This window comes from Parabacteroides distasonis ATCC 8503, from assembly GCF_000012845.1.
Lineage (GTDB): Bacteria > Bacteroidota > Bacteroidia > Bacteroidales > Tannerellaceae > Parabacteroides > Parabacteroides distasonis.
Genome location: NC_009615.1, coordinates 4517086 through 4538202, shown reverse-complemented (window position 1 = coordinate 4538202; position 21117 = coordinate 4517086). Strand labels below are relative to the sequence as shown.

Sequence of the window (21117 nt, the reverse complement as noted above, 5' to 3'; positions counted from 1 at the left end):
TTGAGAATTGAAAATTAGCTATACAATCCAATAATTTTCAATTCTCAATTTTCGGTTCTTAATACCACTGCTGTCCATCCCTATAATTACTTCTCTTATCATACTTCAAATCTTTCAATAAAGCAGAGCTTACAGCGATACTGAATGTATAGGATTTATAAGGACCAACCGGAACGAAACTAGCCGTCATTTGCCAGCAGTGCAAGTTACGAGTTACGTTACAAGTCATATAAGAGATCTTCTTAGCGTCAAAATCATAAGTAGCGTTAAAGTTAAAACGCCAGTTCTTTGTCGGCTGGATATTTCCGTTAAAGCTCAAAGAGTGAGTCAAGGCGTAATCATACTCCAGTTTAGAACGATTAAAATCACCATACCGCAAACTCAAACCATAACTAAACGAGAGGCTCCAAGGAATCTTGGAAATTAAATAGCCATCGGCATCTGTCTCACCGGTCTCTTTCTTTTTGCCCAACAGACGGCCACCACTTTCCTTATTCTCGCCCTCTCCTTCTCCATCCGGGTTCAAGCCATCCGGATCTGCATTCGGATCCGTAGAAGCCGATTGATTCCCAGATTTATCCGATGAACTATCACCTCCTCCAAACAACTTCTTAAACGTATCATTATTAAATGTATAAGAAAAACTGGTGCTAGTCCCTCTCAAACGGCCAATACCCTTGCCTGCTTTCCAACGGGGAATATCGACACGATGCCCATTCTCATCGTACGTATAGGTATCGAACTGACCATTCAAGTTCAACGTATAACTCTTGGATAATTTCAAACGTAAACCGACACTCAAGTCACTCCACTTAAATGAATCCGCCGCCATATTATAACTCATGCCTAACGACAGCTTATCGATCAGACTAATTTTCTTGAATCCAGTAGAGTCCTTATCCGAACGCACCTTCATCTCGATATTGTTATTTACGTCAAAACTGATATTTCCTTGTTTTCCCGTTCCCGGAACGCCATACATATTATGAGCAAACGGAGAATACGTATATTCACGATCCTCACCATTCGCGTCTTGATATACATAAGTCTCATAAAAACCAAAACGAGAAGAAGCGAAGTCCGGCTGGGCGCTTACCGTAATAGACGGCTCGAAGCGGTGACGGATCATCTCAACCTTATTACCCAAGAATGGCAACGGTTTATAAAAACCATACAAGGTCGTAGACGCAGAGATAGAAGCGTTAAAATCGTAAATACGATAAAAACCATACGTAGTGTCGCGGGCTACCAAAGCCTGTTTCTGCGTATCATATTCCTGTTCGATCTTGCTGGTGTACCAACGTTCCTTATAATTGAAAGAGGGAGAAATATTCAAGTACTTGAGCACGGAGAATGTAGCGCTTACCGGAATCGAGTGCTGCATAGCATTCTGCCAATCTTTGATCAAATTCGATTTGAATAATAAGTTTTCCTTTGTCGTGATACTATTACTGAACGTACCGGAATAACTCATGGAGATCTTCTCGTACCAACGCTCCTTCCCGACCGGATGCTTCCGCTTGAAAGGGAAGATACGGCTCATCGTAACCGTCATGCTAGGCAAGGTTACGGCGATAGAAGAATCACGGGTCGTCTGGTTTATACTCATCGTACCGGAGATCGTGAACGGGTTATTCGGGAAACGTTTCGTTATGTTGATGGATGAACTCTTCGTATTCTGGTTCACGTCGGCATACCCGCTTGCGTTCGGATATAAACTGTTCTGATTATTGCGGTCATACGAAGAGGTCGAGAAGTTTACGCTCGCCGAAAAAGACAGATAAGGATTCGCCTTAGGGTCTTGCGTATGCGTCCAGTTAACCTTGAAGTCCTTGGATAAATTATAGTCGGGCAATCCCTTATCGCCCAATTTCGTCACCAAATAAGAAGCATTAAAACTGCCCGAGAATTTATAACGTTTACGGTAAGCCGACTTAGCCGACAATCCCCAAGATCCTTTCGTATAAATCTCTCCCAATAAAGCCAAGTCCATATAATCGCTCAAGGCGAAATAATATCCACCGTCACGCAAGAAGAAACCTCTGGTAGACTCGTCTCCGAAAGTCGGCATAATAATACCGGATGAATATGTACTCGAGAACGGGAAGAAACAGAAAGGTAACCCGATCGGATACAACGGCACGTCCTCCAAGACCAGATAGACCGGACCCGTTACGATATTCTTTTTCGGGCGCACCTTCGCTTTCGTCATCTGGATGTAAAAGTGAGGATGCTCATGCTCGTCGCAGGTCGTATACTTACCACCCACCATGTTCAAGATATCCCCTTCCATCTTTTTCGTTCGCCCGGCAGTAACATACCCTTCGCCCTGCTGGGTAATCACGTCCGTGATATATCCTTTCTTGGTACCGAAATTATACCGCATCGTCTTCGACTCATATTGCTGGTCGCCCTCCTTAAACAACGGATAGCCAAACTCCTGCCCGATAGAGTCGAGTCCAAACTTAGCGAACACGATGCTACTATCCATATTCATCTCGATCAATTCGGATTGCAGCTCGATATTCTGGTATTTGACATCGCCTTCCCCGTAAAGATATGCCCAGTTGCCAGCTGTCATCACGATAGAATCGGTCGCTTGATAACTGACCGGAGCATCTAGCCCGGTCTGCTTTTCTGGAATCGAATCTCCCGCTAACGTTGTACTATCCGTAGGAGCCACCAAGAGAGAATCAGTCTGCGCCAAGCTATCGGCAGGAGCGACAATCTCCTGCGCTTGCACGCCCAAGCCTCCCAAGAGGAAAACGAATAGAATGATTAGGACTCTATATATCAAAAACATTACTTCGTTCTTTGCAGTGTGTTACAGCGTGCAAATGTATAATAAATAAACGAGCCCTTATGCTTTTATTCCCCTAAAAAGAGTTTACACCAGTGTTCAAACTGCTCAACTGTCTCATTTCCATACTTGGATAAGCTCTGTTTTATCTTATCAGCCGGTTTCTCTTTCGTCAATTTAGTCTTGCTAAAGAATTTATCAGCGAAACAGATCAATTGTTCTTCCAATGACACGGGACGCATATCCCGATGTGGAACAGGCAGGTTCCGTTCCTCGATCATGGCAAGCGAAAGCCCCGTCCCCGTATGCCTCTCGCAAACTAAGGCGTGGCGAGGATACCCCTCTTTCCGCATTAAATCGGCTCCCAGATAGCCATGACAGATATAATCGGCCTCCCCATGGCAATCGATATCCGGTGCGTTACACAAAAAGATCCCTATGTCATGCAACATCGTCGCTTCCTCAATAAAAGTCAGATCCAGATTCATCTCCGGATGCAAACGGGCCAATGCTAATGCCTTATCCGCCACGCTACGGCTATGAGTCACCAAAATCCGGTAGGCATCCGAACTTTCCGGATAATATTTCTTTATTATATCAAGAGGTTTCATCCTATTTATTTTTTTGCGAGACAAAAATAAACAATCTCTCTCACATATGGATGAGTTCGCAGAAGATATACTGCATTGGCCAAGTAATATATACTGCGTTAGCGATGTTAGTATGTATTACTTGGCAAAGTCAGTACTACTTCTCATCACTGATACCCCTGAAACCAATTGCCCAGCTTCAAATCTTTTATATCCGCACCTGTTTCCCGTTCGCCTCTCAAATACTCAGAGAAGTAATCGACCATCCGCCAGTAATAATATTCATTATAGTCATCAAAATGATGACGTTTTCCCGGTACGATCAACATATCAAAGCGCTTGCCCGCCTTGATCAACTCGTCCACGACAACAATGGTATTTGCCGGATGCACATTATTATCGATATCGCCATGGATTAATAACAGATGGCCTTTCAAGTTCCTCGCCAATTCCTGATTGGTCGGGATGCGAATATCGAACGAGATATTTCCCATATCATCCGTGATCTCCTTTACTCCATGGTGTTTCTCTCCCCACCACCGGTTATAAATGTTATTGTCATGATTGCCGGCACAAGATACCGCCACCTTAAAGAAATCCGGATAAAGCAGCATAGCCGCTGTAGACATGAAACCGCCACCGGAGTGTCCGTGTATGCCGACCCGGTTGATATCCATGAATTTATAACGAGCGCACAACTGCTCGATAGCCACTTTATGATCCGCCATCGGATAATCACGCAAATTTCCATATCCATAATTATGATACCACTTGGAGCGACTGGGATGCCCTCCCCTGTGTCCCATGCAAACCACGACAAATCCGGCTTGCGCCAAACGATCCGTACGAGGATTCATCGGGATGTAGCGAAAGAAAGTTCCCTCCTGTTGCGGTCCGGGGTATACATAGTTAATGACCGGATATACTTTCGTGGAATCAAAATCAAAAGGCTTATACATGACACCATACAAATCGGTCACCCCATCGGCCGCCTTTACCGAAAAAGGCTCAGGGAATTTATAACCTGCCATGAATAATTGGGAGAAGTCACTCTCCTCCAAGGTCATCAATCGATTACCTTGGTTATCATACAATGCCGTAGCCGGGATCGTATTGACACGAGAATAGTTATCCACGATATATCGCATGGATTTATCCATAGAGACCAGGTGGAAATAATCGCCCGGAGTAATCAGCTTTAAGCCCGAACCATCCAGATTCACCCGATACAAATGCTCGTAATAAGGAGTCGTATCTCCCTTTTCCCGGGCATTCGCCTTGAAGTAAACGACACGATTCTTACTGTCCACGTCTACGATGGCGTCCACATGCCAAGGCCCTTTGGTGATACGGTTTTTCAAATTTCCTTGCGCATCATATAGATACAGATGCGCCCAACCATCCCGTTCGCTCCAATGGATCAATTCCTTACCATTATCGGTCATCGCTAGCGGGCGCGTTTCCATAGAGGTATTTAGACGTTCCTCAATGATCGCTTTTACCGAATCCTCCCCGATCGTATACGAACAGATATCCACCCGTTTCATATCCCGGCTGACACGGGTCAAATAGAAGGTCTGGTTATCTCCCAACCAGATCGAGTTCCGAGTGAGTCCCGTACGCTCCTTATCCGGCTTGGAGGCTAGATTGATTGTTTGATCTTTAAAACAATCCACCCGGATTTCTTTCCGCTTCCCGGTATTTTCCAAATCAAAGAGATATAAATGAACGATTGGAGAACCCGCCTCTCCCGGCATCTGATATTTATAGGTCTCAAGTGTAGGACGAGGTTTGGCGATCGAGTTAATCACCCATAAATCTTGCACCGCACGTTGATCCGACAAAGTCGCGGCGAAATAACGACCATCGGGAGACCAGTTCCCCATTACATATTTCCGCTTATGGTCACATAAAGTATCGGTATTCAAGAAGGTCCGGGGCATACCAAAGCCAAAATCTTTTTCGCCATCCGTAGTCAAGGCGATCTCGGATATCGTCTTATCCTCCGGGTCCTTCACGGCCTTCTCATAATCCTCATAACTCATGACATACAGGTTCAAATCTTTCGCGAAGACGACCCGCTTTTTATCCGGCGATATATTCGCCCAACGGATTTTAGCAGGAATCTCGTCTTTCGTAATCCGAGTCAACCGGGAGGACGGATAATCATACGAGAAAAAATAGTTCCCGTTCGTACCCTTTATCGAGAAAGTAAACGTGCGATCATCTTCCTTTAAGCGTAAATCTTCGATAGGAAGTTGTTGTCCGGTAAAAGGCTCTCTCACGATCTCGCTTATCTGTGCCGCCAACTCATCCCGATCGAATAATAATCGTTTATTTCTCGAATTGGGGTCCACCAGATACCAGTTTGTCCCCTCACTCGTCTTATACTCATACCAGAACTTGTCACTATTATTAAAATAATTGGGGGTAAGGGTATAAGAGAAAAGTAGCTGTTCCGCATTCGACGGGGCGAAACGGCGTGCTTGCGTATATTCCGGTAGGACATCTTGCGCATAGGTAAAAGGCACCCATGATAAACTCAAGAAGGCTACCGCATAAAAAAGTGTTTTTACATTCATAGATTCTTAGTATTGTCTGTTATTCGCCTCAAAAATATAAACTTTCCGCAAGATACCAAGCAGATAGCGATCATTAGTTATGTGTAAGATACTTCTTCTACAAGCTACTAGAAAGATAAATAACAACTTTATTAGTAACAACTTTATTACAAACCTAATATTGATTATCTTTGCGATAGAATAATCGTTGAAAAATCATGGAGAATAAGCCTTTTATATTCGGAGTCGCGACATCGGGCGATAATTTTACCGATCGCGAGAAAGAGACAGAGCGTCTATTGTTGAACTTTCAGCATGGTGTAAATACGGTACTGATTTCACCTCGTCGTTGGGGCAAGACTTCTTTAGTGCAGAAAGCATGTCACTTGGCGCAATCCGACAAATTGAAAGTCGTGTATCTTGATATATTCTCATGCCGTAGCGACAGGGATTTTTATGATGCGTTCGCTGCAGCCATTCTCAAACAAACTTCCTCAAAGTTAGATGAATGGCTGGAGAATACCAAGCTATTCCTCTCACGTATCAGCCCTAAAATATCCATAGGCACCGATCCCATGACAGATTTTTCCATATCACTTGAGATGAATCCTCAAAGTAATGATGTTGATGAGATATTACAACTTCCCGAAAAAATAGCGCAAAAGAAGGGATATAATATTGTCGTATGTATCGATGAATTTCAACAGATTGCCGAATTTAAGGATTCGAAGACATTCCAAAAGCGATTACGTTCCGTGTGGCAATTACAAAAGTCGGTGTCTTATTGCTTGTTCGGTAGCAAGAAGCATTTGATGAATGAACTATTTGAAAAAAAGAGTCTTCCCTTTTATAAATTCGGCGATGCTATTTATCTGCCAAAAATCGGGACTTGTGATTGGATCAATTATATATGTGGTCGTTTTGAGGCTACAGGTAAGCAGATTTCAAAAGAACTGGCTGAAAAGATATGCCAAAGGGTAGACAATCATTCATCCTATGTGCAGCAATTAGCATGGTTGGTATGGATTCATACAGATAAGGTCGCTACGGAGCAGAACTTTGAGGAGGCATATCAGGATATCATCGATCAAAACACTCCGCTATTCGAGAAACAGACCGAAAGTCTGACGACTTATCAAATGAATTTTTTACGCGCCATTCTAGATGGAGTACATAGCGAGTTTACCACGCAAGAGATTCTACAGAAATATAAACTTGGCTCATCGGCAAATGTCAGTATCGTAAAGAGGGCATTAGTTAAAAAAGAGTTGATTGAAATAGAGAAACGCAAGGTCATCATTCCAGATCCGGTGATGAAAGTGTGGCTAAAAAAGGAATTGGGAGGCGTTTAAGACAACGCCCCCTAGCTTTCTGGACATGAAAAGCAAGGGGGCATCTTCTATTTATCTTCACCAGTCCTATAACTGCCAACCTGAACGAGCGTCACGATCGGACGATCTTGCGCGTCTTCAAATACGGTGGATTTTCCGGTTTCCATATCTTTACCAAGAAAGCCGGACACTACTTAGTAAGTAGACCTTCATCTTCTTAGTAAGTAAACAGGGGGTCTGCTTACTAAGTAGTTTTCATCCTACTCATAGAGTAGATCCCGGACTATTCCGCAAGAGATTTCGGCTTATAAAGCGACAAGCCCTGTTTTGCGGATACGGAAGAAAAAGTTTATCTTTGCCCATATACAAAATAAGACGACTATGAGCAGGGATATTCGTTGGTTGCAACGTTTCGATAATTTCTCCAAAGCATGTGCCCGTTTATTGACAATAACGGATACGATGGAATATGATGCTTTATCGGAACTGGAGAAAGAGGGGCTTATTCAACGTTTTGAATATACGTTTGAGTTGGCTTGGAAGGTGTTGCAAGATTATATGCAATATCTGGGATTCCAATTCCAGACAGGCCCGAACACGACCCTTCAGTTGGCTTTTGAGAATGGATTGATAAAGGATCATGATCGATGGCGAAAGATGGCAAAAGCCCGAATCCTGACCTCGCATACATACAACGAGGGCGAGGCGGATGAGATCGCAAAAGGGATTTACGCAGACTACGCTCCCTTGTTAAGGGAACTAAGGGATTTGCTGATTATTCGTAAGAACGAGACGGAGAACAAAGATCTATTTTAATAGTTTATTATGTTTGGATTAAGCGATAACGTGGTTGAAGAGTTGCGTGAGGTATTTCGCAGGTATGGCAACATACGGCGTGTACTTATCTTTGGCTCGCGAGCCAAAGGCACGAGTCATGCAGGCTCAGACATCGACCTTGCCATGGATGGAGAAGATATCACCTTTGGCCAACAGCTCGACATAAACAACCGTATCGATGATTTGGGTTTACTTTACAAAGTCGACTTGCTTAATTATCAGAAACAAAAAGGGACTCCTATCGGGGAACATATCGACCGAGTAGGTAAAATTTTCTATTCAAGATAGCCCCGCATTCATTTCTCACAAACATTTCGTACTTTCGCGATCAGTACACAGTGATATATTATATAATGTAATGAAACAGATCTTTATATTTCTAGTCATACTTTTTAGCTTGACGCCAACGGTTTATTCACAAAACGCCCCGTTAAAGCTAGGTGCCGAGCGGATGGATGTCGTCATCCGTTTGCTTAAGGATAAGCGGGTCGGATTAGTGGTCAACCAGACTTCCATTTTGGAAAAGCGGCAGATTCATTTATTAGATGCGCTAGTAGCGGAAGGCATAGACGTTAAGAAGGTGTTCGCTCCGGAACATGGATTCCGGGGAACCGGTGATGCCGGAGAGGAGATAAAAGATAGCCGGGACTTGAAAACAGGCATCCCCATCATCTCTATTTATGGAAAAAATAAGAAACCGTCCGCCGAGCAACTGGGCGACCTCGACGTGATTGTTTTCGATATACAAGATGTAGGTGCCCGTTTCTACACCTATATCAGTACGATGCATTACGTGATGGAAGCCTGCGCCGAAAACAACAAAGAGTTTATCGTGTTGGACCGCCCGAACCCAAATGACTTTGTAGACGGGCCGATCCGCCAAAAGGGATTTGAGTCTTTCGTAGGTGTCGATCCGCTCCCGATCTTGCACGGCTTAACCGTAGGGGAATTGGCATGGATGATCAATAAGGAAGGCTGGCTGAAAAGTACGCCCGATACCTGCCGGTTAAAGATCGTAAAGATGGAGAATTGGAAACACGGAGATCCCTATTGGTTGCCGGTCAAGCCCTCTCCGAACCTCCCGAATGACCAGTCTATCCGCCTGTATCCGTCGCTTTGCTTTTTTGAGGCTACGAACGTTAGCGTGGGAAGAGGAACCTATTATCCGTTTCAAGTACTAGGTTTCCCGGACCCTAAATACGGGGATTTCACTTTTACCCCGACCTCCTTGCCCGGATTCGATACCAATCCCTTGCAAAAGGATAAAGTATGTTACGGCATCGATCTGCGGGAATATCCGTTCGAAGGAGGATTAACCTTGCGATTCTTCCTCGACTTCTACAATAAAGCGGGAAAGGATCAAGCCTTTTTCTTCTCCCGTCCGAACTGGTTCGATTTATTGGCAGGCACGAAGCAGCTCCGCTACCAGATCGTAAGGGGCTTATCCGAGAAAGAGATCCGGGAAAGTTGGAAACCCGAGCTGGATCAATACAAGGCCATGCGTAAAAAGTATTTACTTTATCCGGACTATCCTACTCAAAATAAAAAATAAGAACGAATGAATTATTGGGAGTCGCATACCCAAGTCGCCGTACGTTTCCGCCGATTCGACCGGAAACGTTACGCCGCGTTCCGGAGTATGCACAAAGTCATTAACATTGGAGTCGTAACAGCAAGCACGTTACTATTCGCCCTGCCCGACACGGCGCAAGCCCAAAAGGTAATCGAGCCTAACCGGACCGGCGAGGAAGCTTCCGTAGAGCTGGAAGAGGTAGAAGTTACCGCCTCCCGTGCGCCTATCGCACGGAACCAAGCGACCAAGATCGTGACAGTCATTCCCGCCCGTGAGATCGCGGCGGCGCCTGTCACCAGTATCCAAGATCTTTTAGAATATGCCGCGGGAATAGACGTCCGGCAACGAGGAGAAGGAGGCACCCAAGCCGATATCTCCATCCGGGGAGGGACGTTCGACCAAATAGCGGTTCTCTTAAACGGGGTCAACCTCTCCAACCCACAAACCGGCCATTATAGTTTTGACCTCCCGGTGAATCTCTCGGACATAGAGCGCATCGAGGTGGTATCCGGCCCTTCTTCCCGTATATTCGGGGCCAGCGCTTTCGCCGGAGCGATCAATATCATCACGAAAACAGGAAAAGAGAACAGGATCTCGACCGACAATTACGCCGGAATGCATAAGCTCTGGAAACTGGAGGCTGCCATCAATCATGCGACCACTCATTTCGGACAGCGCCTTTCCGCAGGGTATGCCTCGTCCGGAGGGTATATAGACAATACGGACTTCAAACAATTAAATCTTTTTTGGCAATCGGAACTTAAAAGCGAGGAGGCCGATTTCCAATTCCAAGCCGGATACAACGACAAAGGTTATGGAGCGAATAGCTTCTACTCCGCTTCCTATCCCAACCAATACGACAAGACTCGCCGCTTCTTCCTCTCCGCCGGAGGAGAAACACATGGCAAAATCAAGTTCACCCCCAAGGTATACTGGACCCGACATTTCGACCGGTACGAGTTGTTCCGTAGCGATCCCGCCGATTGGTATACCGGGCATAATTACCATGAGACGGAAGTATTCGGAGCCAACCTCAACGCCACGACACAGTGGAAACTAGGAAGAACCAGTATGGGCGTGGAATTCCGAAACGAGGGAGTAAAGAGTAATGTATTAGGCAAGCCGATGAAGGAACCGCAGGATGTTCCTTTCGAGAAAGAGGGGCAATATCTAAAAAGCGATAACCGAAGTAACATCAGCTACTTTCTTGAGCATAACGTATTATTACGCCGCTTCACGTTGTCAGTCGGGGTCTTGGCAAACTATAATTCGGCCTTAAACGAACGGATTCATTTCTATCCGGGAATAGATGCCAGTTACCGTATCGGGGACAATGTCCGTCTGTATGGGAGCTGGAACCGGGCATTGCGCATGCCGACTTTCACCGATCTTTATTATGAGGGTAAGACGAATAAAGGAAATCCAGACCTAAAACCGGAGGAAAGCGAGGCATTCGAGGTCGGACTGAAATACAACACTTACTTCCTCCGGGCTCATATAGCCGGCTTTTACCGAAAAGGTAAGAACATGATCGATTGGGTGAAAGAGAAACCGGAAGATATCTGGGAAAGCCAAAATCTGACAAAAGTCGATAACCTTGGTTTCGAGACTAACCTGAGTTTATTACCGAGGGAACTGGGCAACGAACGGTTCTTTATCCGGAAAATAGAACTGGGATATGCGTTTATCCATCAAGACAAGGATAGTGAGGGGTATATATCGAATTATGCGTTAGATTATCTGAAGCACAAGTTCACGGCTCAATTAAGCCATTCTATCTGGAAAGGTTTTTCGGCCACTTGGTATGTCCGTTGGCAAGACCGGGCAGGTAGTTATACTAAATACGAGAATCTTAAGCCGGCTTATGAGGAACCTTACGCTCCTTATTGCTTAGTAGATATGAAAGTAAATTGGGAATATCAGCGGTTAAATCTATATGCGGAGTTAAATAATCTGCTCAATTCCACTTATTATGATCTGGGAAATATCCCCCAACCGGGTATTTGGTTTAAGGCAGGATTCCGTTATAGTTTCAAATATTAATACCCAGTTGTAGAGACGGGGCGTGCCCCGTCTCTACAACTGGGTGATTTTATTTTTGCTTTTTGATCACCAACAACTTATCATTATTGGTCCCGAACAAAGCGATTTCCGTAACAGGAGCCGCCTCACCCTGTGCCTCAAAGCGCACCACCTTATTAAGCGCTTCCAGCAACTCACGTTCGCCGCTCATATCCGGGCAAGCCATTCGGGTAGTCGCTACCTGTGGGAACTTAATGATATTTCTATAAGCATCATTATATTCGATCTTCCCCATCAACCGATTGCAACCGGCATTTCCCGAAAGCCCTTGACGAGCCACGTCGAACACCAAAACCTGATGAGTCTCCTCGGGATTCAACGTCTTACCGTTCATCTCCACGACACCCCATTCACCATCCAGATCCGAGAAAGAAGCTACCACCGCTTTCTTGGATTTACAGCCGGCGAACAAACCGACGCCTACCAAAAGCAGGCAAATATAAAAAAGACCTTTTCGCATTAATTTCTCTCCAATACTAATAATACATTACCATCTTGGTCTACCAGCAACATCTCATTCTCATCTTTTCCGCCCTTCACGGAACGAACCTGATCCATCGATTGAAGCACGCTCGTCTCCAAATCCATATTCGGACAAGCCATCATAGTTGTAGCGCCCGGAGCGATCGTAATAGAAGATACATCTTCCGGATCTAACGTGATCGTCGTATTGAATAAATTACAGCCTGTATTTCCATGTAATTTCTTCTCAGCCATATTGAAGTCCATCTGCGGCAGGCCTTCTTCCAAGACTTTCTCACCTTTCACTTCTACCACATTCCATTTACCTTCCAACTTCTTCACATCTGTCTTGACATCTGAACAAGAAAACATCATCCCAACGAAAGCGGGAAGCAAAAACGCATAAAACAATACCTTTTTCATCTTCATCATAATCTTTTATAAAATATCTATTGTAATTAGTAAGACGCAAATAGAAGGCGAAATGTTCCCAAGAACACCCTGTTTTAGCTTATATTAACAGGATTCTTGATTAACATCCTCTTTTTCCACTTCTGCGTTCGCCACCGCAAACAGAGTACCGCTCCCCTGGAACACTCGTCCAAAGCAAAAGCGAACCACATCCCCGCTAAGCCTAATCCGAACACGATACCGAACATATACCCGCAGAACACGGCAAAGAACCACATACAGAATAACTCGATAATTACCGGGACCACAACGTCGCCTACCGAACGCAAGCAGAATAAGAACAGCAGTACCGTGGCCCGCCCTTGCTCCAAGAGTACATCTACCAGCAAGGCTCCCATCGCAATCGTTATGATTGCTTGATTCTCCGTGAATATCCCCAATAAAGGACGTCCCAGCAGATAAACCCCGGTACTAGCGACCAGCGTAATCAGCAATGACCTCCTCCAAGCATACCAACTCAATAAATAAGCGGCTTGCTTCTTCCTCGCGCCCACCAAATTGCCGGTACAAATAGAAGTAGCTTGTGCGATCGACAAAGAAAAGATATAGCCGATTATTACGATATTCATCACATAAACACGAGCTGTCAAGTACTCATTACCCAGCATATTGATAAAGTAGACAATCGTCACCTGCGAGGCATCATACGAGATTTGTTCCGCTGCCGAAGGCAAACCGATCTTCAACACGTCTCTCAACTTCTGAAACGGGAACGGACGGAAATAAGCCAAAGGGATACGAGGCACCAACCGCTTGAACAGCATGATAAACAAAAGTGTCATCGCCACTCCCCGGCAAACAGAGGTAGAGATAGCCGCTCCTTGTACACCGAGGGCAGGAAAACCGAAATGGCCAAATATCAATGCATAATTTCCAAACACATTCAATACATTGATCAGCAAGGTCACCTGCATCGCGTAATTCGGCTTGTTCGCCGCACGGAGCACCGCCGATATCGTAAAACTAACCGCTTGGAAGAAGCCGAACCCTCCGACAATGTGCATATAAGTCTCAGCGTCCGGCATCAGATCCGGACGGATATCCATCAGGACCAACATCTCCCTACCGAACAAGAAAAGCATCAAGCTGATCAAGCAACCTACGCCGGCGTTAAACAACAAGGAGGTTCCTAACACCTGAATAAAACTCTTATTATCTTTCGCCCCAAAATAGAGGGCGCACATGACAGACGTTCCGGTCGTGGTAATATTGAACAGCAGAAATACCATGTTCAGCAATTGATTAACCACACCTACCGCTGCCACCGCATTATCGGAATGATGGCTCAACATAAGCGTATCCACCACGCCTAAAGTCAACATCAGCAAGGTTTCCAGAAAGATAGGCCCTGTTAATTTAAATAATTTGCCTCTCAGCCCTCTCGGGGCACGGAATAGTCTATACATGTCCATTGATCTGCTTTCTACCTAAACACCTTTTTACGAGTCTGCGAAGGTACAAAGCTTTACGCTAAATAGGTTTCGCTATTTCTATTATTTTCCGTAAGTTTGTATCCAGTTGAATAATTTTTGATGAACAAACGAAGACAAATGGACAAGAAACTACCTATATGTATCGTATTAGCCATGTTGATGAGTTGTTTCTCCTGCAAACAGCCCCAACAGCCCACGGAAGACGCAGACATGGATACGCAGTGGGTGGATAGCTCACAACATCTGTATCAATACGGCATCTGTATCGATTCCTTGGACGTAAAAGAGTATTTGATGAAAAACGGGGATAATCCCGCCTCCATCTTCTCCGGGCTGGGCTTCACGGCCTTGAAAGCAGACAGTATCAGCAGGGCATCCACCCATGTCCTCGATCCGACGAAACTGCGAGCCGGCATGCATTATTACACATTTTCCACGGTAGATTCCTTGGAGACGATCCGATATATCGCCTTCGCCAAGTCGCTGACCGATTATGCCGTAATCGACTTGACCGGAGATACGATCAACGCCTATGAATTTAATAAGCCGATCACCCTCAAGAAAAAATATACGGAAGGAGTATTAAACTCTTCCTTATGGAACGTGATCAAGGCCAACGGAGGTGATCCGTATCTGGCGATCAAGATATCGGACGTGTACGCTTGGCAAATCGATTTCTTTGACATCAAGGATGGAGACTCTTTCAAGGTTCTATACAATGAGGCTTACATCGACGATACCACCGCCTTGAGCATCGCCTCTATCGAGGGGGCGATCTTTACGCATCAAGGCAAAGAGTTTGTAGCGATTCCTTTCACCCAAGACAGTATCTTCGAATACTTCGATGAGGAAGGGAACAGCCTTCGCAAGGCGTTCCTGAAAGCACCGCTGGACTTTTTCCGGATCACATCCCGTTTTACGAACGCCCGTTTTCACCCGATCCTCAAACGATACCGGGCGCATCATGGGGTTGATTATGCGGCACCGGCCGGTACACCGGTACGCAGCATCGGAGCTGGTACGGTTATCGCCAAGGGATATCAAAACGGCGGGGGCAATTTCCTGAAAGTGAAACATAACTCCGTATACACCACGACTTATATGCACTTAAGCCGCTTCGCCAAAGGAATCCAAGTAGGCAGCCATGTGCAACAAGGCCAAGAGATCGCTTATGTAGGCTCTACCGGACTCTCTACCGGGCCGCACCTAGACTTCCGTGTCCACAAAAACGGGCAGCCTATCGATCCGCTAAAAATGGAAGCTCCCCCTTCTGAACCGGTGAAACCGGCCTATAGGGATAGTTTCGCTTTCGTTAAGCGGCAAATCTTGGCGGAAATAGATAGCTTTCATGTAGCCACAGTTAGCAAAGCATCTGTTATATATGAGAAAGATAGTATCAACCATTTAAATAACTAGCGTATGAAATTCTTGGGGAATATAATATGGTTACTCTTCGGAGGGATTATAACAAGTGTAGAATATCTGATATCCAGCCTAATACTAATGATAACGATCATTGGTATACCTTTTGGCCTCCAGACCTTAAAATTAGCGATACTGGCTTTATGGCCTTTTGGCAGCCGTGTCGTAGACGAGGGGAATTCCGGAGGATGCCTGTCACTTATCATGAATGTGATCTGGATATTCGTCGGAGGCTTTTGGATTTGCCTTACGCATCTGGGATTCGGCCTTTTGCTATGTATCACGATCATCGGCATCCCTTTCGGCATGCAACATTTTAAGATGGCGGCGTTGGCCTTGGCTCCTTTCGGAAAGAGCATCCAATAAGGGAACGTCTGACTTTTCTGTAGAAGACAGACATCCGGCAAGAATTTAGGCTAGGATAAGGTATTATACCTATTTCTTTCTATACCTATACATTCTCGCTCCTTATTCTATTTCATAAATCACGGTATGGTACGTACAGACCACGCCTTGGTTTGTATAGATCAAGCCTTGGTCTGTAGAGTTCACGGCGTGATCTGTAGAATTATACTAGATATTCAAATGAATTCATCCGATATCTTTCAAGTATTCATAAAGAAGGAGGGAAGTATAAATAGCGTTCATATACATCTCCCTCATAGGGCCTAGGGGCGTTATAGCTCGATCTGGGAAACAGAAACCGGAGTATTCATGAAGATAGAGGCCGCCTCAGAAAACTTCTCTGCCGACTCCGTGGTAAGAAAACGGCAACTTCCTCCCTTCGTGAGTTTACGATCCATTTCCGGGTGACGCCCTAAATAATCTCGCAAACTCTCCGCTACATGCTCGCCTTGCGAGAATAGAGTGATGCCGGAAGGAAGAAAAGCACGGATCTTATCCATCAAAAGGGGATAGTGAGTACATCCCAAGATAAGCGTATCGATTTGCGGATCTACGGATAATAGATGGTCGATATGCTTTTTCACGAAATAATCCGCTCCCGGAGAATTAAACTCATTATTCTCCACCAAAGGAACCCACATGGGGCAAGCCTCGCCTGTCACTTGGATATGTGGGTACATCCTGCCAATCTCGATCGTATAAGAATTGGACGTAATCGTACCGCTCGTACCTACGATACCGATATGTTTGGTACGGCTGATTGTATCCACTAACTCAACTGTAGGACGGATGACTCCCAATACACGACGATTGGGGTCCCATGTAGGCAAGTCTTTTTGTTGGATCGTACGAAGCGCTTTCGCGGATGCCGTATTACAAGCCAAGATCACCAATTGGCAACCCGACTCAAACAAGCGCGATACCGCCTGACGGGTAAATTGATAAACAACCTCGAACGAACGGGTTCCATAAGGAGAACGTGCGTTATCGCCCAGATAAACGTAATCATAACCGGGCATCAACTGATGAATCTTATCGAAAATCGTAAGTCCGCCATAACCTGAATCAAAAAGACCGATCGGACCGGGAGTTTGTGGAAACATATCAGAAACCTTCTTTTATAAAGTACAAAGGGTGCAATCCTTTCGGAAAACACCCCCTCTTTTATTCTATAGAATAAATTTTCTTGCTAATTACAAACCGAGTTTCGTACGAACAAACGGAGTTGCGTCTACCGCGTTAGTACCCGTATAAAGCAAAGCTGCCGGATCGATGATATACGTATATCCCTTCTCCTCGCCTACCTTCTGGATAGCCTCGTGCAACTTCTGTTGGATCGGTTGCAACAATTCTTGTTGTTTCTTTTGTACGTCTTGCTGAGCTACCTGAACGAAGTTATCCATACGTTCTTGGATATCTTGAATCTCTTGCATTCTTCTCAACTTGATATTTTCTGTCAATGAATCTTGCTGCGCTACGAAGTCTGAATATTTCTTTTGGTATTCATCTTGCATTTGCTTCAATTCAACTCTATATTTCTCATTCAAGTCTGCCATTTGTTTTTCCATACCAGATACCTCCGGCATAGCCATAAACACCTCTTGAGTTTTTACAAACGCAATTTTAACTTCCTGAGCGATAGCTCCCAACGGGAGAATCATCAACAATAAAACAATAAGTTTCTTCATTTTTACTATATAATTACTTTGTTATTAATCAAGCTTTCACACTTTTCATGCATAAAGCGCACAAATGTAAGCATTTATTTTGAATATCCTAACTTAATCAGCACTTCATTACTGATATCGATCTTCGGAGAAGCGAAAATAATGCTCATAGCTGAAGCTCGATCCCAAACAATTTGATATCCCTTGTCTTCCGAGATTTCTTTCACCGCATTATACACCTCGTCTTGAATCGGTTTCATCAAACTCTCGCGTTTCTTATATAACTCACCCTCAGGACCGAAATATTTACGCTTCAGATCTTGCGCCTCTTGCTCTTTCTTCACGATCTCTTCCTCACGTTTCGTTTTCATCTCGGCAGAGAGGAATACCAAATCGCTCTGATAATTCTTATACATATTCTGAGCTTCTTGCTGAATCGCTTCCACCTCATTTTGCCATTTCTTGGAAACTTGGCTCAACTGCTCATTGGTCATTTCGTAAGCCGGAATATTCTTCAATATATATTCCATGTCGATTAAAGCGAACTTCTGTGCCATGCCGGCAAAAGAACAAAGCAACATCAGACAGCTCAATGTGATAATCTTTTTCATACTCTCTTTATTTATAGTTCTACTTTATGACTGCAAATATAACAGAGGGTTTACTTACAGCCTACCAATATTCGTTAAAAGTATTTATTTAAATGTAGAGACGGGGCGTGCCCCGTCTCCACATACGGAACACGCCCCGTCTCTACATACGAAGCTATACCCGATCTATATTTTAGAATTCCTGTCCGATGATAAAGTGCAGGTTACTACCGCTACGTTTACCATTAGATCCATAATTCGGCTCGTCGAAACCATAAGCCCAGTCGAGTCCCATCAAACCGATCATCGGCAAGAATATACGGACACCGACACCGGCGGAGCGTTTCAAGTTAAACGGATTAAAATTCTTCAAATCAGTCCAAGCGTTACCAGCCTCCACAAATACCAATCCGTAGATCGTAGAGGAAGGCTCCAGCAAGAACGGATATCTCAACTCCATAGCCAAACGAGAATAAGCGTATCCATAAGAGTTGTAACCACCATTACCGGCGATACTACCATTCTCATAACCTCTCAAACCGATCGTTTCCTGAGCATAGGTACTGGAGTAACCACTCATACCGTCACCACCCATATAGAAGGTCTCGAACGGAGACTTCTTATTTTTATTATAAGTACCCAAGAAACCATACTCAACACGGGTCATCAATACCGGCGTACGTTTCACGGTCAACGGAGCCAACGGAGAGAAGATCTTCGCTTTGAACTTCCATTTATGATACTCGATGAATTTATACTTATCCGGGTCTGAGCTTGACATCGACGCATAATCCTTACCATCGAATAAAGAGTAAGGAGGCGTAGCAGCTACAGACAACATGAATTGTGAACCCTTACGAGTATACAACGGGTTATCGATAGAGTTACGTTGCAACATCAACTCCAAGTTGATATTATGGCAATTTCCGTTATTAACCAAGAAATAGTCCCAATCATGCATCATATACAACTGATAGTTCAACGTCGCCATGAACTGGAAGTAGTCGTCCGGCCAATTCAAACGTTTACCATAACCGGCCGCTAAACCGAACATCATGATAGACTTATCCGGGTCGTAAGCATACTCATAACTATTATTGTAACCATAGTTGCCGTAATAGTTGCTACCATAGCCATAACCGCCCCCATAATAACCGGGATAACCATAGCCATAGCCCGGATAGCCATAACCATAACCGGAATTGGTCAAGTAATTGCTACTGATATCGGTTTGCTTTGAGAAATAAGCACTGACAGACAATGTATTCGGTCGTTTACCGCCGAACCAAGGATCCATGAAGGAGATGCTGTAAGCCTGATAGTAACGCCCATTCGTCTGGCCGCTCAAGGTCAATGTCTGTCCCTCACCTTGCGGGATGATGCCCTTATAGGTTTTCGGGTTTAAGAAGTTCTTCATAGAGAAGTTCGTAAACTTCAAACTTAACTTACCGATCACACCCGTCTGTCCCCAACCTGCGGAGAACTCGATCTGGTCATTCGCCTTGGAAACCAAGTTATACTCGATATCCACGGTTCCATTCTCAGGATCAGGCAGCGGCACCGGATTCATGTTTTCCGGGTCGAAGTGTCCCATCTGGGCCAACTCACGAACGGAACGCATCAAATCCTCGCGGCTGAACAACATACCCGGCTTCGTACGCAACTCACGGCGAACGATATCCTCATACAGACGGTCATTACCATTAATGATAATACGGTTGATCGTCGCTTGCGGACCCTCTTGGATACGGATCTCTAACGAGATAGAGTCATTCGCTACATCCACCTCTACCGGATCGGCGTTGAAGAACAAATAACCGTTATTAAAATAGACATTCGAAACGGCATCCTCATCCGTACTCAAACGTTCGTTCAATTTCTTTTGATTATACACCTCGCCCGGTTTCATACCCAGCACGGCCATCAAATAGTCCGTAGAATATTGCGTATTACCCACGAAGCGAATATCTTTCAAATAGTATTTCTCACCTTCATCCACTTTCAAGAAGATATCTACCTTCTTCTCGTTAAAGTTCGCTACGCTATCGGACAACAATACGGCGTCGCGATAACCATGCTCGTTATATTTAGCGATTATATTTTTCTTATCGTTCTCATATTCCTCAGTCGTGAACTTCTTCGTGCTGAACATCTCCATGATACTGGTTTTCCAGTCGTTCGGCAAGCTGAACTTCTCGTTCGTCTTCTTCATCGCCTTCTTCAACTCCCGGGCGGTCAGTTTTTCGTTACCCTCAAAATAGATACGATGGATCTTGGTCTTTTCATTCTTATCGATATTGATATCCACGATCACCTCGCCTTCATTCGCGGGATCGTCCTTTTGCTCGATCTCGACATCCACGTTCTTAAAGCCTTTGCCATCGAAGAACTTCTGGATCACGATCTTGGCACGGTCCATGACGTTCGGCGTCACCTGGAAACCTTTCTTCAAGCCCAGCTTCGCCTCCAAGTCCTCACGCTCGCCTTTCTTGATCCCGTGGTAATTGACTTGCGAGATACGCGGACGCTGCTTCAGCTGGATCTCCAGCCAAATCTGGTCGCCCTCGATCTTCGTCGCCAAGATCTTCACATCCGAAAACAAGCCATGTTTCCAAAAACGCTTCACTGCTGTAGTGATCTCCTCTCCCGGTACGGTAATCTCATCGCCTACCGACAAGCCCGAGAAGCCGATCAACACAAAATCATCATAATTCTTGATACCCGTAATCTTTATATCCGCAATCTTGTATTTCTTCGCGGCCAACGAGTACGAAATGACCGGCACTTCTGCCGGCGTCTCAACTTGGGTAGTGTCTATTTCTTGGGCAAACGCACCGCAAGCGAAACCCAAGCAAATAAAAAACAGCACTATTCTTTTGTACATATAACAGCT

Annotated in this window: 17 protein-coding genes; 7 read left to right on the top strand and 10 right to left on the bottom strand. The window is 44.9% G+C overall.

Annotated features, from left to right (window positions below; genetic code table 11):
• Positions 1 to 58 precede the first annotated feature (58 nt).
• The 3 genes from BDI_RS18575 to BDI_RS18565 all read right to left on the bottom strand — a co-directional run bounded on the left by BDI_RS18575 (position 59) and on the right by BDI_RS18565 (position 5972).
• Positions 59 to 2803 carry a putative LPS assembly protein LptD gene (locus BDI_RS18575; RefSeq protein WP_012056147.1) on the bottom strand — a complete coding sequence of 915 codons (2745 nt, stop codon included), beginning with the start codon at positions 2801 to 2803 and terminating at the stop codon, positions 59 to 61.
• A 65-nt stretch (positions 2804 to 2868) separates the two neighbouring features.
• On the bottom strand, positions 2869 to 3411 hold the full coding sequence (locus tag BDI_RS18570) for an HDIG domain-containing metalloprotein (RefSeq protein ID WP_005858951.1): 543 nt from the start codon (positions 3409 to 3411) through the stop codon (positions 2869 to 2871).
• A gap of 146 nt (positions 3412 to 3557) precedes the next feature.
• Positions 3558 to 5972 (bottom strand): S9 family peptidase, encoded by a 2415-nt coding sequence (locus BDI_RS18565; RefSeq protein WP_012056146.1) that lies wholly within the window; start codon positions 5970 to 5972, stop codon positions 3558 to 3560.
• Positions 5973 to 6169: 197 nt separating this feature from the next.
• Here BDI_RS18565 and BDI_RS18560 point away from each other — a divergent pair, with 197 nt between their 5' ends.
• The 5 genes from BDI_RS18560 (at position 6170) to BDI_RS18540 (ending at position 11735) form a co-directional block, all read left to right on the top strand.
• Entirely contained in the window at positions 6170 to 7303 is a 1134-nt protein-coding gene (locus BDI_RS18560) for an AAA family ATPase (RefSeq protein WP_012056145.1), read from the top strand.
• A 360-nt stretch (positions 7304 to 7663) separates the two neighbouring features.
• Positions 7664 to 8098, top strand: a complete 435-nt coding sequence (locus BDI_RS18555; protein ID WP_012056144.1) for an HI0074 family nucleotidyltransferase substrate-binding subunit — start codon at positions 7664 to 7666, stop codon at positions 8096 to 8098.
• A 9-nt stretch (positions 8099 to 8107) separates the two neighbouring features.
• Complete coding sequence (locus BDI_RS18550) at positions 8108 to 8407, top strand: nucleotidyltransferase domain-containing protein (protein ID WP_012056143.1); 300 nt, start codon at positions 8108 to 8110, stop codon at positions 8405 to 8407.
• Between the two features lie 70 nt (positions 8408 to 8477).
• Entirely contained in the window at positions 8478 to 9671 is a 1194-nt protein-coding gene (locus BDI_RS18545) for an exo-beta-N-acetylmuramidase NamZ family protein (RefSeq protein ID WP_012056142.1), read from the top strand.
• A 6-nt stretch (positions 9672 to 9677) separates the two neighbouring features.
• Positions 9678 to 11735 carry a TonB-dependent receptor plug domain-containing protein gene (locus BDI_RS18540; protein ID WP_012056141.1) on the top strand — a complete coding sequence of 686 codons (2058 nt, stop codon included), beginning with the start codon at positions 9678 to 9680 and terminating at the stop codon, positions 11733 to 11735.
• A 49-nt stretch (positions 11736 to 11784) separates the two neighbouring features.
• Here the strand turns inward: BDI_RS18540 and BDI_RS18535 are convergent, their stop codons facing one another.
• From BDI_RS18535 to BDI_RS18525, 3 genes are all read right to left on the bottom strand, one after another.
• Complete coding sequence (locus BDI_RS18535; protein WP_008772651.1) at positions 11785 to 12234, bottom strand: META domain-containing protein; 450 nt, start codon at positions 12232 to 12234, stop codon at positions 11785 to 11787.
• On the bottom strand, positions 12234 to 12659 hold the full coding sequence (locus BDI_RS18530) for an META domain-containing protein (protein ID WP_041525709.1): 426 nt from the start codon (positions 12657 to 12659) through the stop codon (positions 12234 to 12236). The genes BDI_RS18535 and BDI_RS18530 overlap by 1 nt, the downstream gene beginning before the upstream one ends.
• Positions 12660 to 12742: 83 nt before the next feature.
• Positions 12743 to 14113 carry an MATE family efflux transporter gene (locus BDI_RS18525; protein ID WP_041525630.1) on the bottom strand — a complete coding sequence of 457 codons (1371 nt, stop codon included), beginning with the start codon at positions 14111 to 14113 and terminating at the stop codon, positions 12743 to 12745.
• 126 nt (positions 14114 to 14239) lie between these two features.
• Between BDI_RS18525 and BDI_RS18520 the strand changes: the two genes are divergently transcribed.
• Positions 14240 to 15556 (top strand): M23 family metallopeptidase, encoded by a 1317-nt coding sequence (locus tag BDI_RS18520; protein ID WP_012056138.1) that lies wholly within the window; start codon positions 14240 to 14242, stop codon positions 15554 to 15556.
• 3 nt (positions 15557 to 15559) lie between these two features.
• On the top strand, positions 15560 to 15928 hold the full coding sequence (locus BDI_RS18515) for a YccF domain-containing protein (protein ID WP_005858967.1): 369 nt from the start codon (positions 15560 to 15562) through the stop codon (positions 15926 to 15928).
• A gap of 311 nt (positions 15929 to 16239) precedes the next feature.
• On the opposite strand, the gene murI is transcribed toward BDI_RS18515, so the two are convergent.
• The 4 genes from murI to bamA all read right to left on the bottom strand — a co-directional run bounded on the left by murI (position 16240) and on the right by bamA (position 21108).
• Complete coding sequence (gene murI, locus BDI_RS18510; protein ID WP_005867900.1) at positions 16240 to 17070, bottom strand: glutamate racemase; 831 nt, start codon at positions 17068 to 17070, stop codon at positions 16240 to 16242.
• A gap of 90 nt (positions 17071 to 17160) precedes the next feature.
• On the bottom strand, positions 17161 to 17655 hold the full coding sequence (locus BDI_RS18505; protein WP_005858972.1) for an OmpH family outer membrane protein: 495 nt from the start codon (positions 17653 to 17655) through the stop codon (positions 17161 to 17163).
• Between the two features lie 74 nt (positions 17656 to 17729).
• Positions 17730 to 18245: an OmpH family outer membrane protein gene (locus BDI_RS18500; RefSeq protein WP_005858974.1), complete on the bottom strand. Its 516-nt coding sequence runs from the start codon at positions 18243 to 18245 to the stop codon at positions 17730 to 17732.
• Positions 18246 to 18417: 172 nt separating this feature from the next.
• Positions 18418 to 21108, bottom strand: a complete 2691-nt coding sequence (gene bamA, locus BDI_RS18495; RefSeq protein ID WP_005858976.1) for an outer membrane protein assembly factor BamA — start codon at positions 21106 to 21108, stop codon at positions 18418 to 18420.
• Between the last annotated feature and the right edge of the window lie 9 nt (positions 21109 to 21117).